General features: G+C 72.8%; 14 protein-coding genes. 1 reads left to right on the top strand and 13 read right to left on the bottom strand.

What is annotated here, in order from left to right:
* Nucleotides 1-153: 153 nt before the first annotated feature.
* From ACFZDE_RS05290 to ACFZDE_RS05280, 3 genes are all read right to left on the bottom strand, one after another.
* Nucleotides 154-795, bottom strand: a complete 642-nt coding sequence (locus ACFZDE_RS05290) for a helix-turn-helix domain-containing protein (RefSeq protein WP_391003084.1) — start codon at nt 793-795, stop codon at nt 154-156.
* A 353-nt stretch (nt 796-1,148) separates the two neighbouring features.
* Nucleotides 1,149-2,948, bottom strand: a complete 1,800-nt coding sequence (locus ACFZDE_RS05285; RefSeq protein ID WP_391197614.1) for a DEAD/DEAH box helicase family protein — start codon at nt 2,946-2,948, stop codon at nt 1,149-1,151.
* A gap of 177 nt (nt 2,949-3,125) precedes the next feature.
* Nucleotides 3,126-4,628 carry an MFS transporter gene (locus ACFZDE_RS05280; RefSeq protein ID WP_391197612.1) on the bottom strand — a complete coding sequence of 501 codons (1,503 nt, stop codon included), beginning with the start codon at nt 4,626-4,628 and terminating at the stop codon, nt 3,126-3,128.
* Nucleotides 4,629-4,822: 194 nt separating this feature from the next.
* Between ACFZDE_RS05280 and ACFZDE_RS05275 the strand changes: the two genes are divergently transcribed.
* Nucleotides 4,823-6,049: an LPXTG cell wall anchor domain-containing protein gene (locus ACFZDE_RS05275; RefSeq protein WP_391197609.1), complete on the top strand. Its 1,227-nt coding sequence runs from the start codon at nt 4,823-4,825 to the stop codon at nt 6,047-6,049.
* Nucleotides 6,050-6,068: 19 nt separating this feature from the next.
* Here ACFZDE_RS05275 and ACFZDE_RS05270 read toward each other — a convergent pair whose 3' ends face one another.
* The 10 genes from ACFZDE_RS05270 to ACFZDE_RS05225 form a co-directional block, all read right to left on the bottom strand.
* A complete protein-coding gene (locus tag ACFZDE_RS05270; RefSeq protein WP_391197608.1) occupies nt 6,069-7,247 on the bottom strand; it encodes an SUKH-4 family immunity protein in 1,179 nt (392 codons plus the stop codon).
* Nucleotides 7,248-7,476: 229 nt separating this feature from the next.
* Nucleotides 7,477-9,795, bottom strand: coding sequence for a molybdopterin cofactor-binding domain-containing protein (locus tag ACFZDE_RS05265; RefSeq protein ID WP_391003074.1), 2,319 nt, complete (start codon nt 9,793-9,795; stop codon nt 7,477-7,479).
* A complete protein-coding gene (locus ACFZDE_RS05260) occupies nt 9,792-11,957 on the bottom strand; it encodes a 2Fe-2S iron-sulfur cluster-binding protein (protein ID WP_391197606.1) in 2,166 nt (721 codons plus the stop codon). The genes ACFZDE_RS05265 and ACFZDE_RS05260 overlap by 4 nt, the downstream gene beginning before the upstream one ends.
* The gene (locus ACFZDE_RS05255) at nt 11,954-12,847 is read right to left on the bottom strand and encodes a xanthine dehydrogenase family protein subunit M (protein ID WP_030837740.1); all 894 of its coding nucleotides are present in this window, start codon (nt 12,845-12,847) and stop codon (nt 11,954-11,956) included. Before ACFZDE_RS05255 ends, ACFZDE_RS05260 begins: the two co-directional genes overlap by 4 nt.
* Nucleotides 12,848-13,107: 260 nt before the next feature.
* On the bottom strand, nt 13,108-14,730 hold the full coding sequence (locus ACFZDE_RS05250; RefSeq protein ID WP_391197603.1) for a family 20 glycosylhydrolase: 1,623 nt from the start codon (nt 14,728-14,730) through the stop codon (nt 13,108-13,110).
* Nucleotide 14,731: 1 nt separating this feature from the next.
* A complete protein-coding gene (locus ACFZDE_RS05245; RefSeq protein ID WP_391197600.1) occupies nt 14,732-15,577 on the bottom strand; it encodes an ABC transporter permease subunit in 846 nt (281 codons plus the stop codon).
* Nucleotides 15,574-16,572, bottom strand: coding sequence for an ABC transporter permease subunit (locus ACFZDE_RS05240; protein ID WP_391197597.1), 999 nt, complete (start codon nt 16,570-16,572; stop codon nt 15,574-15,576). The genes ACFZDE_RS05245 and ACFZDE_RS05240 overlap by 4 nt, the downstream gene beginning before the upstream one ends.
* 5 nt (nt 16,573-16,577) lie before the next feature.
* The gene (locus tag ACFZDE_RS05235) at nt 16,578-17,876 is read right to left on the bottom strand and encodes an extracellular solute-binding protein (protein WP_391197594.1); all 1,299 of its coding nucleotides are present in this window, start codon (nt 17,874-17,876) and stop codon (nt 16,578-16,580) included.
* A gap of 211 nt (nt 17,877-18,087) precedes the next feature.
* Nucleotides 18,088-18,369, bottom strand: a complete 282-nt coding sequence (locus tag ACFZDE_RS05230) for a DUF3039 domain-containing protein (protein ID WP_003990595.1) — start codon at nt 18,367-18,369, stop codon at nt 18,088-18,090.
* A gap of 29 nt (nt 18,370-18,398) precedes the next feature.
* Nucleotides 18,399-18,971 carry a YqgE/AlgH family protein gene (locus ACFZDE_RS05225; RefSeq protein ID WP_391003379.1) on the bottom strand — a complete coding sequence of 191 codons (573 nt, stop codon included), beginning with the start codon at nt 18,969-18,971 and terminating at the stop codon, nt 18,399-18,401.
* Nucleotides 18,972-19,117 lie beyond the last annotated feature (146 nt).

The raw sequence follows: 19,117 nt of genomic DNA, 5'->3' as shown, positions 1-19,117 counted from the left end.
GCCGTGACCAGAGCGGGCAGCGGCCGGGGGCCAAGGCGTCCCGGGAGCCGAGGCGGGGGCCGGAGGCCAGGGCGGGGTCCGGGCGGCCGGGCGCGGGCCGGGGCGTGCGGGCCCGGGCCAGGGGTTGGGCCCTCGCGGGGAGTCCGTCGGGCCTCAGCGCAGGGCCTCTGCTACCTCCCGGGCCGCGTCGACGACCCGGGGGCCGACCCGTTCCGGTACCGCCTCCGCCAGCATCACCACACCCACGCTGCCCTCGACGCCCGTCACGCCCAGCAGCGGCGCCGCCGCTCCCCAGGCGCCCGCCTCCAGCTCCCCGTGCGTCAGCGTGTAACCGGGTTCGGCCGTCGGGTGCTGCCGGGCCGCGAGGATGGCCTTGCCGGCGGCGCCCCGGTCCAGGGAGTGGCGGAACCCGGCGCGATAGGCGACGTGGTAGTCCGTCCAGGTCGGCTCCACGACGGCCACGGCCAGCGCGTCCGCCCCGTCGACCAGGGTCAGGTGCGCCGTCGCGCCGATGTCCTCGGCCAGTGACCGCAGCGCGGGCATCGCGGCTTCCCGTACCAGGGGGTGGACCTGCCGGCCCAGCCGCAGCACTCCCAGCCCGACGCGGGCACGCCCGCCGAGGTCGCGGCGTATGAGGGCGTGCTGCTCCAGCGTGGCGAGCAACCGGTACACGACGGTCCGGTTCACGCCCAGCCGGAGGGAGAGTTCGGTCACGGTCAGCCCGTGGTCGGTGTCGGCGAGCAGCTTGAGGACACGTAGTCCCCGGTCGAGCGTCTGGGAGGTCTCCGCGGTCACGACGCCCACTCCTTAGTGGTGAGGTCGGCGGCCCCCCGGTCGGCGGATGCGTCATCGAGTCCCGTCGGTGACGCGCTTCAGAGGCCGCCGATCGGCCGGCGGCCCGGCCTGTCCGGGCCGCGTCGCTTCACGGCTGCGCTCCGCGGCGGCGCTGCCACGGGGCGTGTGCGTAGGCGGACAGTAGCGAAGCAGGTTCGCTGAGCGGAAGGCTCCGTCCAGAATCCGGGCAGTGAGTGGGGTGTACTGCTTTGTTTTGCGGCGGTATGGCGCCCCAGGAGGGGCGCGGGGAACTGCGCGCCAAGCCCCACACAACCCGAGGACGACACGGCAGAGGAGCTACCACGGCAGAGGAGCTACTTCATCCGCGTGGCCCACTCCTGCACCTTGGTGATCCGCTGCTTCAACTGCCCCGCCGTCGCCTCGGCAGCCGGCGGCCCCCCGCACACCCGCCGCAACTCCGTGTGGATCACCCCGTGCGGCTTGCCGCTCTGATGGACGTACGCGCCGACCATCGTGTTGAGCTGCCGCCGCAGCTCCATCATCTCCTTGTGGGAGACCACCGGCCGCCGCTCGGCGGGCATCTCGAGCAGGTCGGCTTCCTCGTCCGGCTTCTTGCGGCTGTGCGCGATCTGCCGGGCCTGGCGCTTCTGGAGCAGCAGCTGCACCTGGTCGGGCTCCAGCAGCCCCGGGATGCCGAGGTAGTCCTGCTCCTCCTCGCTGCCGGGGTGGGCCTGCATGCCGAACTCGGCGCCGTTGTACATGACCCGGTCGAAGACGGCCTCGGACTCCAGCGCCTCGAAGGAGAACTGCTCCTGCTCGCCGGTGTCCTCGTCCTGCTCCCGGTTCGCCTCGTCCATCTCCTTCTCGGACTCGGCGTACGGGTCCTCCTCGCCCTGCTTCTTGGGCTTGTCGAGGACGTGGTCGCGCTCGCGCTCCATCTCGCCCGCGAAGGAGAGCAGGTCGGGCACGGTCGGCAGGAACACCGAGGCGGTCTCGCCGCGCCGCCGGGAGCGCACGAAACGCCCGACGGCCTGCGCGAAGAACAGGGGCGTGGAGATGGTGGTGGCGTACACGCCGACCGCGAGCCGCGGCACGTCGACGCCCTCGGACACCATCCGCACCGCGACCATCCAGCGGTCGTTGTTCGCGCTGAACTCGTCGATCCGCTCGGAGGCGCCGGAGTCGTCCGACAGGACCAGGGTCGCCCTGCTGCCGGTGATCTCCCGGATGAGCTTGGCGTACGCACGCGCCGAGTCCTGGTCGGAGGCGATGACGAGGGCACCGGCGTCCGGGATGGCCTTCCTGACCTCGGTCAGCCGCTGGTCCGCGGCGCGCAGTACCGACGGCATCCACTCGCCGCGCGGATCGAGCGCGGTACGCCAGGCCTGGCTGATGGCGTCCTTGGTCATGGGCTCGCCGAGCCGGGCGGCGATCTCGTCACCGGCCTTGGTGCGCCAGCGCATGTTGCCGCTGTAGTTGAGGAAGATGACGGGCCGCACGACGTTGTCGGCGAGGGCGTTGCCGTAGCCGTAGGTGTAGTCGGCCGCCGAGCGCCGGATCCCGTCGTTGCCCTCCTCGTACGTCACGAAGGGGATGGGGTTGGTGTCGGACCGGAAGGGCGTACCGGTCAGGGCGAGTCGCCGGGTCGCAGGCTCGAAGGCCTCCAGGCAGGCCTCGCCCCAGGACTTGCTGTCACCGGCGTGGTGGATCTCGTCGAGGATGACGAGCGTCTTGCGCTGCTCCACGCGGTTGCGGTGCAGCATGGGCCGGACGCCGACACCGGCGTAGGTGACGGCGACCCCGTGGTACTCCCGGCCGAGCGGCCCGGCGCTGTACTCCGGGTCGAGCTTGATCCCTATCCGCGCGGCGGCCTCGGCCCACTGCTTCTTCAGGTGCTCGGTCGGGGCGACGACGGTCACCTGCTGCACGACGTGGTGGTGCAGCATCCAGGACGCCAGCGTCAGCGCGAAGGTCGTCTTGCCGGCGCCGGGGGTGGCGACCGCGAGGAAGTCCCGCGGCTGTTCCTGGATGTACTTCTCCATCGCGCCCTGCTGCCAGGCCCGCAGCTTGCTTGCGGTACCCCAGGGGGCGCGGCCGGGGAACGCCGGGGACAGGTGGTGCGAGGCAGAACTGGTGCCGGCGGTGGTAGTCACGGTCTCCGTTGGGGGTCGGGCGGCTCGTGCGAGGGAGCCTGACGGCTCGGCTACGTATGACAACCGGGCCACCCTACCGGCGCCCCGAGCCGCCCCACGCGCGGACCGGGCCGGGTCACCGCCGGGTGGGACCGACGTCACAGACTCCGGGCCGCGACGGTGATCCGCTCCGCCGTTCTACGGCCGGTGTTCCCGCAGCCGGGTCGACACCCAGGCTCCGGCGAGGGCCACCGCCGCCATCGGCAGGAACACCGCGGTGAAGGCGGCCGGGTGGGAGCCGGAGGCGTGCGCGGCCGGGTGGGACACCGCGCCGCCGCCCAGCGCGGCGAAGGCGGCGCCGCCGGCGGACAGCAGGACGACGTTGGAGAGGCCGTCGGAGATCTGGAGGGCGGCGGAGTTGGTGCCGGCCTCCTCGGGGGCGGAGAGCTTGAGCAGGAGCACGCTCGTGGAGGAGATCACGAGCCCCATCCCGAAGCAGCCGAAGGCCCAGGCGACGGCGAGGGTCCAGACGGGCACGGAGTCGATCAGCACACTCGGCGCGGTGGCGACGGCCGCGGCCACCAGCAGCATCCCGACGGTGGTCAGCCGCTCCCGGTACGGCTCCAGCCGTGGCCGCGACTGCACCCATGAGCCCAGCGCCCACGTGCCCCCGCCCGCGGCGAGCGAGAACCCGGCCAGGGTCGGACTGAGCCCGCGCTGCGTGACGAGCATCAGCGGCACGAAGGACTCCGCGGCGATGAAGGACCCGGCGGCGACGCCGCGCAGCAGCACGACGGACGGCAGCCCGCGCGCGGCCCGGTACGTGCCCCGCGGAAGCAGCCCGAGCACGGCGGGCACGAGCAGGGCCACGCCGAGGGCACCGGGCAGGAGCGAGAGGGGGCGCAGGTCCTGGGCGGCGTATTGCAGCAGCCCGGCGCCGAGGGAGATGCCGAGGGCGAGCCGGATGCGGCGACGGTCGACGGCGCCGTGCCCGGCAACGGTGCGCTCGGCGACCGCTTGCCCGGCGCCGGCGTGCCCGGCGACCGCGTGCTGCGCCGGCCCGGACGCCCGGCGCCGTATCTGCGGCAGCGCGAGCGCGAGCGGGAAGACGACGAGCACGGGTATCCCCACGAACACCCACCGCCACCCCAACTGCTCCGTCACGGTACCGGCGGCGAGCGGACCGACGATCGACGGCAGCACCCAACTCGCGGCGAACGCGGCCATGATGGCGGGCCGCAACCGCTCCGGATAGGCCCGCCCGACGACGACGTACAGCGCGACGATCACCAGCCCGCCACCGAACCCCTGCACGGCCCGGCCCACGATGAACACCCACATCGCCCCGGCGGTCCCGGACAGCAGCAACCCGGCGCCGAAGTAGGCGATGCCGGTGGTCAACGGCCCGAGGGGCCCACGCCGGTCGGACCACTGCCCGGAGAGCACCATCGCGAACAGACTGGTCGTGAAGTACCCGGAGAACGCGAACGCGTACAGGGAGACCCCGTCCAGTTCGCGTGCGGCGACGGGCATCGCCGTCCCCACGGCGGTCGCCTCGAAGGCGATGAGCAGCACGACGGAGACGATCCCGACACTCAACGCCCGATGCCCCGCCCCCAGCACCCCTTCTTCCCGCTCGGCGACGAAGGTCGGATCTACGGCTTCCTCGACATCGGCATCACGCGGCTTCGGGACGGTCATGCCCGCCAGCGTAAGGTCCACACCCCACTTTGACCCCTGTCCAAAGACGGTCCCCCACTAGGACCTTGGTCGTACACCCCTGGCGCCGTACAACCCCCAGCCCCTCTCATGTGTCCAGGACATGACCGGTGGCTTGGGCTCCGGTTGTCGTGCCCGTTGGGGACGACGAGGAAAGTCCGACGAGGAGAATCACCGTGCGCCTCCGCCCCTCGGCAGCCGTGCTGGCCGCTGCCGTGATCGCCGTTGCCGGTCCCGCTGTCGCCGCGCCCGTCGCGCAGGCCGAGGAGGGTGGGTCCGAGTTGGTCGTGTCGGCCCTGCCGTCCGTGGCTCTCAAGCCGGGTGAGGTGTACGACAAGTCCGTCACCCTCACCAACAAGGGCACGGCCGCCGTGGACGGGGTCACCTTCCGGGTCCGTCTGACGCGGGGGCTGGACTTCCCCGAGCAGGTGAAGGGCTGCACCTACTCGACCGTCAAGGGCCAGGTCAGGCAGGCCGTGTGTGAGCTCGACACGGTCGTCGAGCCCGGTGCCTCGGTCACCACGCCCGTGCGGTTCAAGGCGTCGGGCAAGGCCCTGATGGAGGCCGTCGAGTACGGCACGAGTGCGAACGGGGACGCCCCGGGTGAGGGGTTCGACGACAGTCACCGACGGCTCACCCTGACCGCGGACAACACCGCCGACCTCGTCGCCGTCGGCAACGAGATGGAGGCACTGGCCGGCGATAAGCAGTCGGTCACGGCGACCCTGCGCAACGACGGTCCCGGGTGGGTGCAGAACCAGGAGAGCGACGACCTGCCGGGCCTGCTGGTGCGGATCCCGCCGGGCACGGTGGCCGTCGGCGTGCCGAAGGACTGCGCGCCGTTCGGGATCGACGGGCCGAGCGGACCGCAGGGCACCAAGGGCAAGCCCAAGTACGTGTGCTGGCCGCAGGACGGGACCCTGGAGGTCGGCCAGTCGCTGGAGTACACCTTCACACTGAGGATCGGGAAGTCCACGCAGGACACCGAGGGTGAGATCAAGGCGTCCTCCGTCTACGACATCACCCCCGCCTACGACAAGAACCTCGCCAACAACACGGCAGTGATCGGCATCGATGTGCCGAGCGACTACGAGCCCGAGCCGAGCCCCTCGGACGGCGCGGACGGTGGCTCCGGCGACGGCGGGAACGGCAACGGCCACGAGGGCCAGGCCGCGGGCGGCACGGGCACCACGGCCTCCCCGTCGGCCTCGGCATCGGCCTCGAACGGCACGACGACCGGCGGCTCCACCGGCACCACGACCGGCAGCACCACCGGCGGCAACCTCGCCAGCACCGGCTCCGACGGCACCCCGCTCCTCGCCGGTGCCGCGGCGGCCGCCGCGGTGCTCGGTGGCGGTCTGGTCCTCGCCGTACGCCGCCGCAGCGCCGCCAGGTCCGCCTGACGGCAGGGCCGTCAGAGCGTCAGAGCACCCCGCCGGCCTCGTCCTGGAACGCGTCCGTCCAGTAGTGGCGGACCGTTCTGCCGGCCCGCACGCCCGTCGGGTCCACCGTCGACAGGACCTGGAGCATCGTCATGGCCAGCTGGTCGTAGGTGTCGGTCGTCAGTTCATGGGACGACTGGGCGTCTATCGCGCGCTCGCGGTGCAGCAGCCAGAGCGTGAAGGCGAGCGTCGACACGTCCGTGTTGAGCGGGTGGAGCGTCGCCTCGGGCTCGCTCCAGTTCAGGACCGCGCCCGTCGCGCCGTCGATGACCAGGCTGTTGTCCTCGACCAGGTGGCCGAGACGGATGAGCCGGTGGGCCCCGGCGGGGAGTTCCGCGGGGGCGTCGCCGTCGGCGCGGCACTCGGCGTGGTACTCCGCGAGCGTCGCCAGGGGGACGTCCGTGTCCAGCGAGAAGACGTGGGCGTCCTCCGGCAGTCCCACCTCGCGCAGGAAGCGGCGGGTCGGTTCGTGCGTGAGGGTCGCGGGGAAGTCCACGTCCTCGAAGCGGACCATCCGGCCGGGGCCGAACTCCTGGTCCAGGAGGCGGTGCGGAAGGTCCAGGGAGAGCCCGGACGCGCCGCCGCGGCCCGCCACCAGGGACAGCGGGCGGATCAGCGCCGCCATCTTCCAGAACGGGGCCGGTTCGCCGTCCGCCCCGTCACGGAACACCGCCAGCAGGTGCTGGGACGCCCGCGCCACCGCCTTGGGGCCGTACTGCCCGGCATAGGAGGCGAACTGGCCGCGCAGACCGGCCAGTTCGTCCGTGGCCTCCGCGAAGCGGACCAGCGTCCGCAGGGACGGGGCCAGGGGGCGGCGGTCCATCAGGTCGGGGCGGTCGTGCAGGACGTACGTCGTCGAGACCTCGCCCGTCGCGCCGTCCAGCAGGACCGACTCCGTCTCCAGGCCGCCGGGGCCCAGCAGTCCGCCTATCACGAGCTGTTCGCGCAGTTCCGCGGAGAGCCGGTCGTCCGCGTCACCGGTCGAGTCGGCGACCGTGCGCAGGCCCTCGCGGCTCAGCTCGGCGAAGCTCAGCACGCCGTTGTCGCGGGGCAGGCCGGGGCCGGTCAGCCAGTGCCGCGTGGACGCGTGCGTCACCCACGGGTCCAGCTCGGACTCGGTCAGGGTGATCACCGCGGAACCGGTATCGGTCGTACTCATGGGCTCCCCCGCATGTGCTTGCTCACCGTCCCCTGGCGGAGCACGGCGGACCGCCCGGCGAAGCCCGGCGGCCGTTCCCCACTGCCCAGCACAGTACGCGCCACCACTGACAACGCCCCGGACCGGCGACGCGCGCCCGGCGAGCACGCCACGTCACCTCACAAGACGCTCGGAGCACCCCCGCGCGTTCCCTTTCCGCCCGACTGCCTCGGCTTCCGCGCGGAATGCCTCAGGCCCGTTCCGTCACCACCGCCGCCTGGGGGCGGATCGGGAGACGGTTGACGGGGCGGCCCGTGGCGGCGCGGACGGCGGAGGCGACGGCCGCCGGGGACGTCACCACCGGCACCGCGCTGACCGCCTTGGCCCCGAAGGGCGCCACCACGTCGCGCTCCTCGACCAGCCGGACGACGCGGATGTCCGGCGCGTCGAGGGCGGTCGGGAGGGCGTAGCCGGTCAGGTCGGGGTGACGGACGATGCCGCGCGGCGTGCGCAGGTTCTCCGTGAGGGCGATGCCGACGCCCTGCGTCACACCCGCCTCGATCCGGGCCGCGAGCTGGGCCGGGTTCAGGACCCGGCCCACGTCCTGGGCGACGGCCAGTTCCACGACCCGTACGGAGCCGATCTCGATGTCCACGTCCACCACCGCGCGGATCGCGCAGAAGGCCATGCCCACGAACGCGTCGCCCTGGCCGGTCTCGTTCAGCGGCTCCGTCGGGTGCGGGCGGCACTGGGCGGTGGCCCACAGTTCCTTGCCGTCCAGCGCCTCGGTGACGGTCGTGGAGAGGACCCCGTCGTAGGAGGTGATCTTGCCGTCGGTGATCTGGAGCAGCTCCGTCGACATGCCGAACTTGTGGGCGAGCGGCTGGAGGAGCTGGGTGCGGACCATTTTCGCCGCGCGCTCCACCGCCCCGCCCGAGACCCAGGTGTGCCGGCCGCGGCAGGCCGCGCCCGCCGGGGGCTGGTCGGTGTCGACCGGCGCCACGTGCACCTCGTCGACGCCGAGCGTCTCCTGGACGATCTGCCGGGCCAGGGTGGTGAAGCCCTGGCCGGTCTCGACGGCCGCGCACAGGACCGTCGCGACACCGTCGTGGACCTTCACGGTCGCCGTGGAGACCTCGTCCGCGCCCTCCGCGCCGAGCATGTGCACCATGCCCACGCCGTAGCCCACGCCCCGGCGCACGGCGCCCGGTTCACCCGCGCCCTCGGGTCCGCCGGGCAGCAGCCACTCGTCCTCGGGCGTGTCCTTGGGCAGCGGCGGCAGCGGGAAGTCCCGTACGGCCTGGAGGAGTTCGGCGACCGGGGCCGGGCAGGTCACGGTCTGGCCGGTCGGCAGCACATCGCCGGTCGCCAGGGCGTTGCGCAGCCGCACCTCGGCCGGGTCGATGCCGAGCTTCTTGGCGATCTTGTCCATCTGCGCCTCGTAGGCGGCGCAGACCTGCATGGCGCCTTCGCCGCGTACGTGGCCGGACGGGGGGTTGTTGGTGCGTACGGCCCAGCCCTCGATGAAGGCGTTCGGCACGACGTAGGGGCCGCAGGCGAAGGCGACGGCGGCGGCGAGGGCCTCGGAGGAGGTGTCGGCGTAGGCACCCGCGTCGAGCAGGATCTGCGCCTCGACCTTGACGAGTCTGCCCTCGCCGTCGGCGTGGTGGCGGTAGCGCAGCAGGGTGGGGTGCCGGTGGACGTGGCCGAGGAAGGACTCCTCGCGCGTGGCGGTGAGCTTCACCGGGCAGCCGGTGCGCAGCGCGAGCAGGCCGAGCGGGAGCTGGAAGCCCTGGTCCTCGCGGTCGGCGGTGGCGCCGGGGACGCCGGTCACGACGACCTTGACGCGCTCGGGTTCCAGGCCGAACGCGGCGGCGGCCGCGTCGCGGTCGGCGTGCGGGTCGGTGGAGGCGAGGTACAGCTCCACCCCGCCGTCCGGGCGCGGCACGGCGAGCCCGGCCTCGGCGCCGATGGGCGCGGGGTCCTGGCGCCCGATGCGGTAGAGGCCCTCGACGACGATCTCGCCGGCCGCCTCCGGGTCGCCGTGGCGCAGCGGGATGTGCCGGATCAGGTTGCCGTCGGGGTGCAGCGGCTCGGCCTCGAAGGCCTGCTCCGGGTCGGTGATCGGGTCCAGCACCTCGTACTCGACGATGACGGCGGCGGCCGCCATGCGCGCGGTGTCGGGGTGGTCGGCTGCGACGGCGGCGATGGGCTCGCCGTGGTGACGCACGACCTCGGAGGCGAAGACCGGGCGGTCGGCGGTGCCGCGGCCGTGCAACGGGCGGCCGGGGATGTCCTCGTGGGTGACGACGGCGCGGACGCCGGGCATCTCGCGCGCGTGGGTGGTGTCGATGGACAGGATGCGCGCGTGCGGGTGCGGTGAGCGCAGCACGGCCGCCCACAGCAGGCCCTCGGCCCACAGGTCGGCGGCGTACGGGAAGGTGCCCTCGGTCTTGGCGCGGGCGTCGGCGGGCGGCAGCGAGGCGCCGATGCCGTGCGGAAGCGGTTCGGGGGCGGGGGCGGCCTCCGCGGCCTGTGCGGCCCGGGCGGTGGCTGCTTCGTTGCTCACGCGGGGCCTCCGTCCTGGCCGTAGGGCGTCTCGTGCGCTTCTGGGGAGTGCGGTTGCGGGGTGGGCGGTTCCGGGGGTGCCCCGAAGGCCGACGCGTTCACGCCACCGGCGCCCGGTCCCGCCTGGTGCGGGATGCGGGGTTCGTCGGAGTCGCCGTCGGCGGGCGCGCCGTGGGCCGCGCGTTCGGCGACGACGTCCTTGACGGCGTCCACCACGCCCCGGTAGCCGGAGCAGCGGCACAGGTTGCCGCACAGGGCCTGGCGGGTCTCCAGCTCGGTGGGCGCCGGGTTGCCCTCCAGCAGGTCGTGCACGGTCATCGCCATGCCGGGGACGCAGAAGCCGCACTGGACGGCGCCGCAGCGCGCCAGTGCCCGCTGCACGTCCGACGGCTGCCCGTCCTCGGCCAGACCCTCGACGGTACGGACCTCGCTGCCGGCGGCGGTCACGGCCGGGACGAGGCAGGAGGCCACGAGCCGCCCGTCGACCTGGACGTTGCACGCGCCGCACTCGCCCTGCGAGCAGCCGTCCTTGGCGCCCGCGAGCCCGAGCCGCTCACGCAGCACGTACAGCAGCGACTCGCCGATCCACGCGTCGCCGACGGGGCGGTCGGTGCCGTTGACGCGCAGCACGTAGGAGGCGAGGGGGTGTTCCTCCTGGGGGGCCGCGGGGGGCACGTCGTGGGGGGCGGCGGCGGACGGGGTGGCCGCGGCGGTGGCCGGGTCCTGGTCCGCGGCCGGGTCCTGGTCTCCGGCCGGGTCCTGGTCTCCGGCCCGGGTCCCGCCCTCGGACGCGGTCTCGCCGTCGGCGGTCTCCGGGCCGGGGTCGGCACCGGGGCCGGTACCGGTCTCCGTGTCCTCGGCGTCCGGGAACGGTCCGTCAGCGGGCTCGGAGGGGTCGTCAGCGGCCTCTGGGGCGCCTGTCGTGCCCTCCGGGGACGCGGAGGGCACACCGGCCTCACCGACGCCGGGAGCGGGCTGTGAGGCGCCTTGGGAGTCCTGGGCGTCCTGCGGGTCCTGGGTGTCCTGCGCGTCCTGAGGGACGGCCGATTCCGGGTGCGCCTCGGGCTCGGACTCGGACTCGGGCTCGGGCTCCCCGGGGAATCCCTCAGGGGCCTCGCCGTACGACTCCCCCGGCGCGTAGGCGGCACCGCCCGGCGCCTCCAGGCCCTGGCCGGGGTCCCCCGGCTGACGCGCGGCACCGTGACCGGCGCCCTCAGGGCCGCTTGGCAACGGCCCGGCGGGCTGCTGCTGCTGCTGCTCAGGGGCGTACCCCGCGTCCGGGCCGGCGTATCCGGATGCCGGGTCGGCGTATCCGGCGTCCGGCGCGTAACCGGAAGCGGAAGCGGCATCGCCCTGCCCGGGGCCCTGCCCCCGCCCGGGCTCGTGCTCGTGCCCCCGCTGGTGAGCGAAGCCCGGCCCGGCCTCCTCACGCCCCGCCGGGTCCTGCGGATCCTGCGGGCCCTGCGGTTCCTGTCCCCACGGCTGCCCCGTGGCCTGCGTCGCCCAGGGTGCGGGCGCGCCGCCGGGCAGCGTGGCAGGCGGGGTGCCGCCCCACTGCTCGACCAGCGAGGACGTGGTGAACTCGCCCGATTCGTCCGGAAGGTCGCCCCCGGCGACGGGGATGGACCACTGCCCGGTCACGTCATGGCCGGGCGCACCTTCGGCGGCGGCCGCGCTCTCCTCGAAGTTCCACTGCCCGGTCGCCCCCGGGTTGTACGTGAACCGGTCGTCGCCCTGCGACGGTGCCGTCGCGCCGGAGCCGTAGGGCGGGCCGGGGTCGTAGGGCGCCTCGGGGCCGCCGTAGGACTGCTCGGGCATGTCGTGGCCCTGCTGGTGGTGCGCGCCGTGCTCCTGGCCGTGCTGCCGGTGCCCGGCGTTCGGGTCGTGCCACTGCGCCCCGTCGACCGGCGCGCCCGGCACCGGCCACGCGCCCGTGGCGGCCGGGTCGGTTCCGGCGGTGGTCGCGGGGTTGACCGCTATCTGCGGCGGTACGTAGCCGTGGCCGGGCGCGGCCAGGGGGCTGTCGGCGGCCAGCAGGGCGTCGACGCCCCCCTCGGGGAGCTCGACGAAGGCGGTGGCGCCGTCGTCGTACTCGCCCTGGGGCAGCGGGTCCCAGCGGCTGCCGCCCCGGGGCGTGCCCTCTCCGTGCCGGTCGTCGCTCACGACAGCGCCCTCCCCAGTGCTCGTCGGGCCAGCGCGGCGACAGTGCGCCGCAGATGCAGTACGGCGGGCGGAAGCTGTGCGACCGAGCCGTCCTCGGCCGGCGCCGCGTCGGGGATGCAGGCCGCGGCGACGTACTCGCCGAAGGCGCTCAGCGCCTCGGGGACGAGCGCGCGGTTGTTGTCCCAGTCGATGAGGCCGGCGACCCACTGCTCGGCGTCCAGGGGCCGCAGCGGCATCGGCGCTATGGCGCCGACCGCGCAGCGCACACCCCGGCGGGCCGGGTCCAGGACCAGGGCCACGGACGCCACGGCGCGCCCCGGGCCGGTCCGGCCGGTCGCCTTGAGGAAGACCTGCGGGGCGTGCAGCAGCGGCACGCGCACGTAGCCGATGAGTTCGCCGGCGCGGAGCATGTCCATCCCGGCCAGCAGGTGCGACACGGGGATCTCGCGGCGGGCTCCGCCCGGGCCCGCGACGATCAGGGTCGCCTCCAGGGCGGCCAGCACCGGAAGGGCGTCCCCGGTGGGGGCGGCCGAGGCGATGTTGCCGCCCAGGGTGCCCGCGTTGCGGATGTGCGGCGGGCCCGCGGCGCGGGCGGCGGCGGCGAGAGCCGGGATCAGGGCAGCGAAGTCGGGGCGGCCCATGCGCGCGTGCGTGAGGCCCGCGCCGAGCAGTGCGTGACCGTCCAGGTACTGCCAGCCGCGGATCTCGCTGATGCGGCCGAGACCCACCAGGGCGGCGGGCCTCAGCTGCCCGGAGTTGACGGCGGCCATCAGGTCGGTGCCGCCCGCGACGGGTACGGCGGCGGGCACGGCGGTGAGTGCCGCGACGGCCTCGTCCAGCGTCGTGGGCAGCGTGACGGCCTGCGCCGCCTGCGGTGCGTGCGTGGTCAAACCGGCTGCCCCTTCCCGCTGCCCCACCTGGTCCCACCTGTGCTGCCGTACGGTACGTGCTGACAGGGCGGACGTGGCAACTCTGGCACATCTTGGCGAGAGCCGAAGACACGGGTCCGCTAGGAGGCATTCGCCCACCTCATCGGCGAGATGGTCCGTTTTCACCCCGGTTCACCAGTGCATGCCGATTGGCACTTTCGGTGACCCTTGTGCGCTTTTTCCGTGGCCTGTTCGAGCTGTTCGGTCGGGGGTGGGTGCCGCTACCGGTGGGGCGGCGGGCCGTCGATCGGCCGGCCCGGTACGCCGGGACGCCGCTGCCAGGGCAGGGGGCCCGAGGGAGGCCGGTAGGCGACGCCCAGCGCGTCCAGCCGCCCGTAGTGCGCGGCCATACGGCGCCGGAAGCCGGCGAAGTCCCGGTCCGCCGGGGCGGGCAGGGCGCTCCAGGCGACCTCCGCGAAGGCCGCGAGGCGGGGGAAGGCCTGATAGTCCACGCGCGTGTGGTCCTCCATCACCTCCGTCCACAGGTTGGCCTGGGTGCCCAGCACGTGCCGCGCCTCCTCGGGCGTCAACTCCGGTGGAACGGGCTCGAACCGGTAGACGTCCTCCAGGGTGCGCACCCACCCGATCGGTACCGGCTCCTCGGGGCCCGGGTCCTGACGGTGATCCAGGTACACCTGCTGCTCGGGGCACATGACGACGTCGTGGCCGGCCCGGGCGGCGGCGACGCCGCCCGCGTAGCCGCGCCAGGAGGAGACCGCGGCGCCCTCGGCGAGCCCGCCTTCCAGGATCTCGTCCCAGCCGATCAGCCGGCGCCCGCGCGCGGAGAGCCACGCGTCGAAGTGCTTGATGAACCAGGACTGGAGCTCGTCCTCGTCCGCGAGCCCCCGTTCCCTGATGCGCGCCTGGGCCGTCTCCGAGCGCCGCCACTGGTCCTTGGGGCATTCGTCGCCGCCGACGTGGACGAACTCCGAGGGGAACAGCTCCAGCACTTCCTCGAAGACGCCCTCGTAGAAGCGCAGGGTGTTGTCAGTGGGGGCGAGTACGTTCGGGTTGATTCCCCAGGTGTCCCAGACGGAGAGGGATGTGGTGTCGATGACGTCGGTGTTGCCGAGTTCCGGGTACGCGGCGATGGCGGCCTGCGAGTGGCCCGGCACGTCGATTTCGGGGACGACGGTGATATGCCGCTCGGCGGCGTAGGCGACGATCTCGCGGATGTCGTCTGGGGTGTAGTAGCCGCCGTGCGGCTTGTCGTCCCACAACGGCGAGGCGCGGTGGCCGGTTTTCGTCCGGGCGCGCCAGGAGCCGATCTCGGTGAGTCGCGGGTGCCGCCGGATCTCGATGCGCCAGCCCTGGTCGTCCGTCAGATGGAAGTGGAAGACGTTGAGTTTGTGCGCCGCCATCAGATCGAGGTAACGCAGCACGCCTTCCTTGGGCATGAAGTGCCGTGCGACGTCGAGCATCAGGCCGCGCCAGCGGAATCGGGGAGCGTCCTCGATCGTCAGATACGGCACGCTCCAGGCGCGGTCGCGATCGAGCGGGGCCCTGCGGTACGCGTCGGGGCCGAGGAGCTGCCGCAGGGTCTGGGCGCCCCAGAAGACCCCGGCCGCGCTGCCGCCCTCGACGAGGACGCCGGAGCCGTCGCTGACGAGGCGGTACGCCTCGGGGCCCAGGCCGGGGTCGAGGCGCAGCCCGATGCCGCCGTCGGTGTCGCCGGATGCGCGTCCCTCGGGCAACGGCAGCCCGGTGGCCTGGCGCAGGACGGCGCCCAGCCAGTGGGCGACGCCCGAGGTCGCGGTGTCGGCGTGGAGCCGGGAGTCGCGGGTCAGCAGCACCGCGCCGGAGCCGGGAGTGGCGCTGCGGGGTGCCGGGATCAGGTCGGTCACGTCAGTCCTTCACCGCTCCGCCCAGTCCGGAGACCAGGCGCCGCTGTACGAGTACGAAGAAGACCAGGACCGGGATCGTCATGACCGTGGAGGCGGCCATCACTCCGCCCCAGTCCGGGTCGTCGGGCTTGTAGAAGACGAGCAGGGCCATCGGCAGGGTCGACTGTGAGGTGTCGCTGATGATGAACGACTTGGCGAACAGGAAGTCGTTCCAGGCGGAGATGAAGGAGAACACACTGGTGGCCACGAGCCCCGGCAGGACGAGCGGGAAAAGGATCTGCCAGAGGAATCGCGCGCGGCTCGCCCCGTCGATGTACGCGGCCTCCTCCAGGGCCTCCGGAACGGCTTTCACGAACCCCCGCAGCATCCAGATCGCGAAGGGCAGCGAGAAGGCGATGTGAGGCAGGATCAGCGAGCCCAGGGTGTTCAGCTGACCGGCGTCCCGCATGAGGAAGAACAGGGGGATCGTGAGGGCTTCCACGGGCACCATCTGGGCCACCAGAAACATGATCAGAAGGGTGGTCCGCAGACGGAACCGGAATCGGGTCACGGCGGTCGCGGCGAGAAACGCGATCAGCCCGGAGGCGATCACCACGCAGCCCGCGACAAGGAGGCTGTTGAGGAAGTACCGGCCGAATTCCTGCTGCCCGAAGACCCGCCGGAAGGAATCCAGGGAGGGCGCGAGGGTCCATGGCCTCGGCTCGCTCGACTCGATCTCCCCGGCCGGTTTGAGGGCGCCGAGCACCATCCAGTAGAGGGGGAAGGCGACGACGATCGCGATCAGCAGGGCGGAGGCCTCGGCGGCCAGCCGCCCCGGGCGGCGCACCCGGACGCGGAGCGGATTCACAGTTCCTCCCCCTGCCGGCGCAGCAGCCGCAGGTAGACCAGCGTGACGGCGAGCAGGATCAGCAGCGTCACGACGCCGATCGCGGAGCCGAGGCCGTACTGCGAGGACGCGAAGGCCTGCTGGTAGGCGTAGACGTTCAGTACGAGGTTCTGGCCGGCGATGCCGCCGCCGCCCGTCATGACGTAGATCTGCGTGAAGACCTTGAAGTCCCAGATGACCGACTGGATGGTGACGACGACCAGGATCGGCCGGAGCATCGGGGCCAGTACGGAACGCCAGACGCGCCACTGCGAGGCGCCGTCCAGGGAGGCGGCCTCCAGCACTTCGGCCGGTACGGCGCGGATCCCGGCGTACACGGTCACCATGACGAACGGGAAGGAGCACCACACCACTTCGAGCAGTACGAGAAAGAAGGCGCTGAGACGGCCGTAGGTCCAGGAGTGGTCGCCGAGGCCGAGCATCCGGTTGACCGGGCCGAAGTCGGGGTCGAACAGGAACAGCCACACCGTGGAGCCGGTCACGGCGGGGGTCGCCCACGCGCCCAGGGCGGCCAGCATCAGCGCGAGCCGCGGTACGGCCCGGACGCGGGTGAGGAGCACGGCGAGCGCGCAGCCGACCGCGAGCGTGGAGACGACACAGGCCGCCGCGAACAGCACGGTGGCGAGCAGCACCTGCCAGAACCGCGGGTCCCCGAAGAGTTCGGCGTAGTTCCCGAACCCTTCGAAGGTGGCCGGTTCCCCGCCGCTGACCTGTGCCTGGGTGTACCGGAAGAGGGAGATCAGCCCGAGCTGGTAGATCGGGTAGACGAGCAGCCCGCCCAGCACGACGAGCGCGGGGGCGAGATACAGCCAGGGCGTCCAGCCGCCGGTGCGGCGGGCGGCCCCGGGTCCGGTACGGCGCCGCCCGGCGGCGGTGGTCTCGCGCGGGGGCCGGGGAGCCGGCACGGTCGGTGGCGCGGCGGGACCGGGGGCGGTGACGGAACCGTGGTCGGTCACCGGCTTCACCCGGCGGAGCCGAACGCGTCGTTCATCTTCTTCGCGGCGTCGTCGGAGGCCTTGGCGACGTCCTTCTTGCCGCTGATGACCTCCTGGAACATCGTCGGCAGGACGAGGGTGGAGTCGATCTGGGCCCAGGCGGGCGAGGCGGGGACGAACCTGGTGCCCGCGGACAGGGTCCGCACGAAGGGCTTCACGAACGGCTCCTGCCGCGCGACCTGCTGCCGGACGTCCGTGAAGGTCGGCAGGAAGCCCATCGCGTCGAAGAGTTCGCCCTGGGTCTTCTTGGAGGCGAGCTGCTCCATCAGCCGTACGGCGAGCGTGCGGTGGGAGGTGCTCTTCAGGACGCCGATGTTGTTGCCGCCCGCGAAGGCCGGGGCGATCGAGCCGGGCCGCCCACCCGGCAGCGGGACGACGGCGTACTTGCCCTTGACCTTGCCGGCCTCGACGGCGGTGTGGCTGAAGTCGCCGCCGATCGCCATGCCCGCCTTGCCCGCGGCGAACGCGGAGATCGTGTCGTTGCCGCCCATGCCCGCGCACTTGGCGGCCGGGCAGTTGTCGTCGCCGAACAGCGAGGTGTACGCCTTGATGCCCTTGCGGGCCTGGGGGCTGTCGATGCCGGAGGCGTACGAGCCGCTCTTGCCGCCTGCGAGTTCACCGCCGTTGGCCCATACGAACGGCATCGCGCCGTAGGTGTAGGCGCCGCCGACCACCAGGCCGTACAGCTCGGGCTTGGCGGCGCGTATCTTCCGGGCGGTGGAGGCGAGTTCGTCCATCGTCCTCGGGGCGGACAGGCCTAGTTCCCTGAACACGTCCGTGCGGTAGTACAGGGCGCGGACGCCTACGTAGAAGGGAGCGCCGTAGAGCTTGCCGTCCACCGTCACCGACTGCTTCGCCGTCGGGTCGGTGTCCTCGGCCTCGGCCCAGTCGCCGAACTCCTTCGTGACGTCGAGGAGTCCGCCGTCCTTCACGTAGCCGGCCGTGTCGGTGTTGCCGTACTCGATCACGTCGGGCGCGGAGGCGGGGTCGTTGAAGGCGGCCTTGACGCGCTGGGCACGGGTGTCGACCGGGATGTACTCGACGTCGACCTTCGTGCCCTCGTGGGCCTTCTCGAAGCCGGCGACGACGGAGTCGACGACCTTCTGCTTGGGGGCGTTGCCGACCTCCTGGAAGAGCCAGACGCGCAGCGTGCCGGTCTTCTCGTCCTTGTCGGAGGAGGAGTTCGAGGAGGTCTGGGGCGCGCAGGCGGTGGCCAGGAGAGCGGCGAGCGCGGTGAGCCCGGCACATCGGACAGACAGGTTCATGGAGTGCTCCTCCGAGGGAGTGTTGCAACATGCGCAATGAAGGTTTCGCTGTGCACAACACTCGGGAGGCTAGGGACTGCATGAACATGCCCACAAGAGGTCTCAACCACTCTGTGACCGGCCGACGCAGCCTGTGCAACGCCCGGACAGCACAAAAGCCTCCAGGGCGCGCAAAACGCGCCCTGGAGGCCTCACGCCCCGTGGGTCGGGCTTACTTGTCGCCCTTGCCCTTGTCGTCGTCCCCGGAGCTCATGGACTCGTAGATCTCCTTGCACATGGGACACACGGGGTACTTCTTCGGGTCGCGGCCCGGCACCCACACCTTGCCGCACAGCGCCACGACGGGGGTGCCGTCGAGGGCGCTCGCCATGATCTTGTCCTTCTGGACGTAATGGGCGAAGCGCTCGTGGTCACCGTCACCATGCGAGGTCTGCGGCGTCGGCTCAACGAGGGTCCCCGTACCAGTCCCGCGCTCGGGCTCGAGAGTGCTCATAGGGCCAAGGGTACTGAAGCTCACAGCCATCAGTTGAGCGAAGGGTCCTCCGGGTACGTCGCCACCATCGCCAGCTCGCTGCGCTGGCGGCGCAGCACCTCGCGCCAGAGCCGCTCGGGAGAGGGCGACGAGACGTCCCCGGGCTCCGACTCGACGACGTACCAGGCGCCGTCCACCAGCTCGCCCTCCAGCTGGCCTGGGCCCCAGCCGGCGTATCCGGCGAAGATCCGCAGGGAGCCGAGGGCGGAGGCCAGCAGCTCCGGCGGGGCTTCCAGATCGACCAGACCGATCGCGCCGTGCACCCGGCGCCAGCCCAGCGGGGCGGCCTCGCCGGTCGCGCCGCCGGGGACGACCGCGACCCCGAGGGCGGAGTCCAGCGACACCGGGCCGCCCTGGAACACGACACCCGGCTCCACGGCGAGATCCCCCCAGCCCTCCAGGATGTCGGCCACGTCCACGGGGGTGGGCCGATTGAGGACGACACCGAGGGAGCCCTCCTCGTCGTGGTCGAGGAGCAGCACCACCGCACGGTCGAAGTTCGGGTCCGCCAGGGCGGGGGTGGCCACGAGCAACCGCCCTGTGAGCGAGGACACCTCGGTCATGGCAGACATGATCCCGCATTCTCCCCCCGCGTGGGGAGGCAATGCCGGACGGGGCGGGAACGCAGCTCAGGGCGCACTGATGCACCCCACGCGCACGAAACCGGCCGTGACCCCATGTGCCCGGCACGGAACGGTTCGTGTTGTGA

Source organism: Streptomyces sp. NPDC007929, from assembly GCF_042959065.1.
Lineage (GTDB): Bacteria > Actinomycetota > Actinomycetes > Streptomycetales > Streptomycetaceae > Streptomyces.
This window is presented reverse-complemented; position numbering and strand designations above follow the sequence as displayed.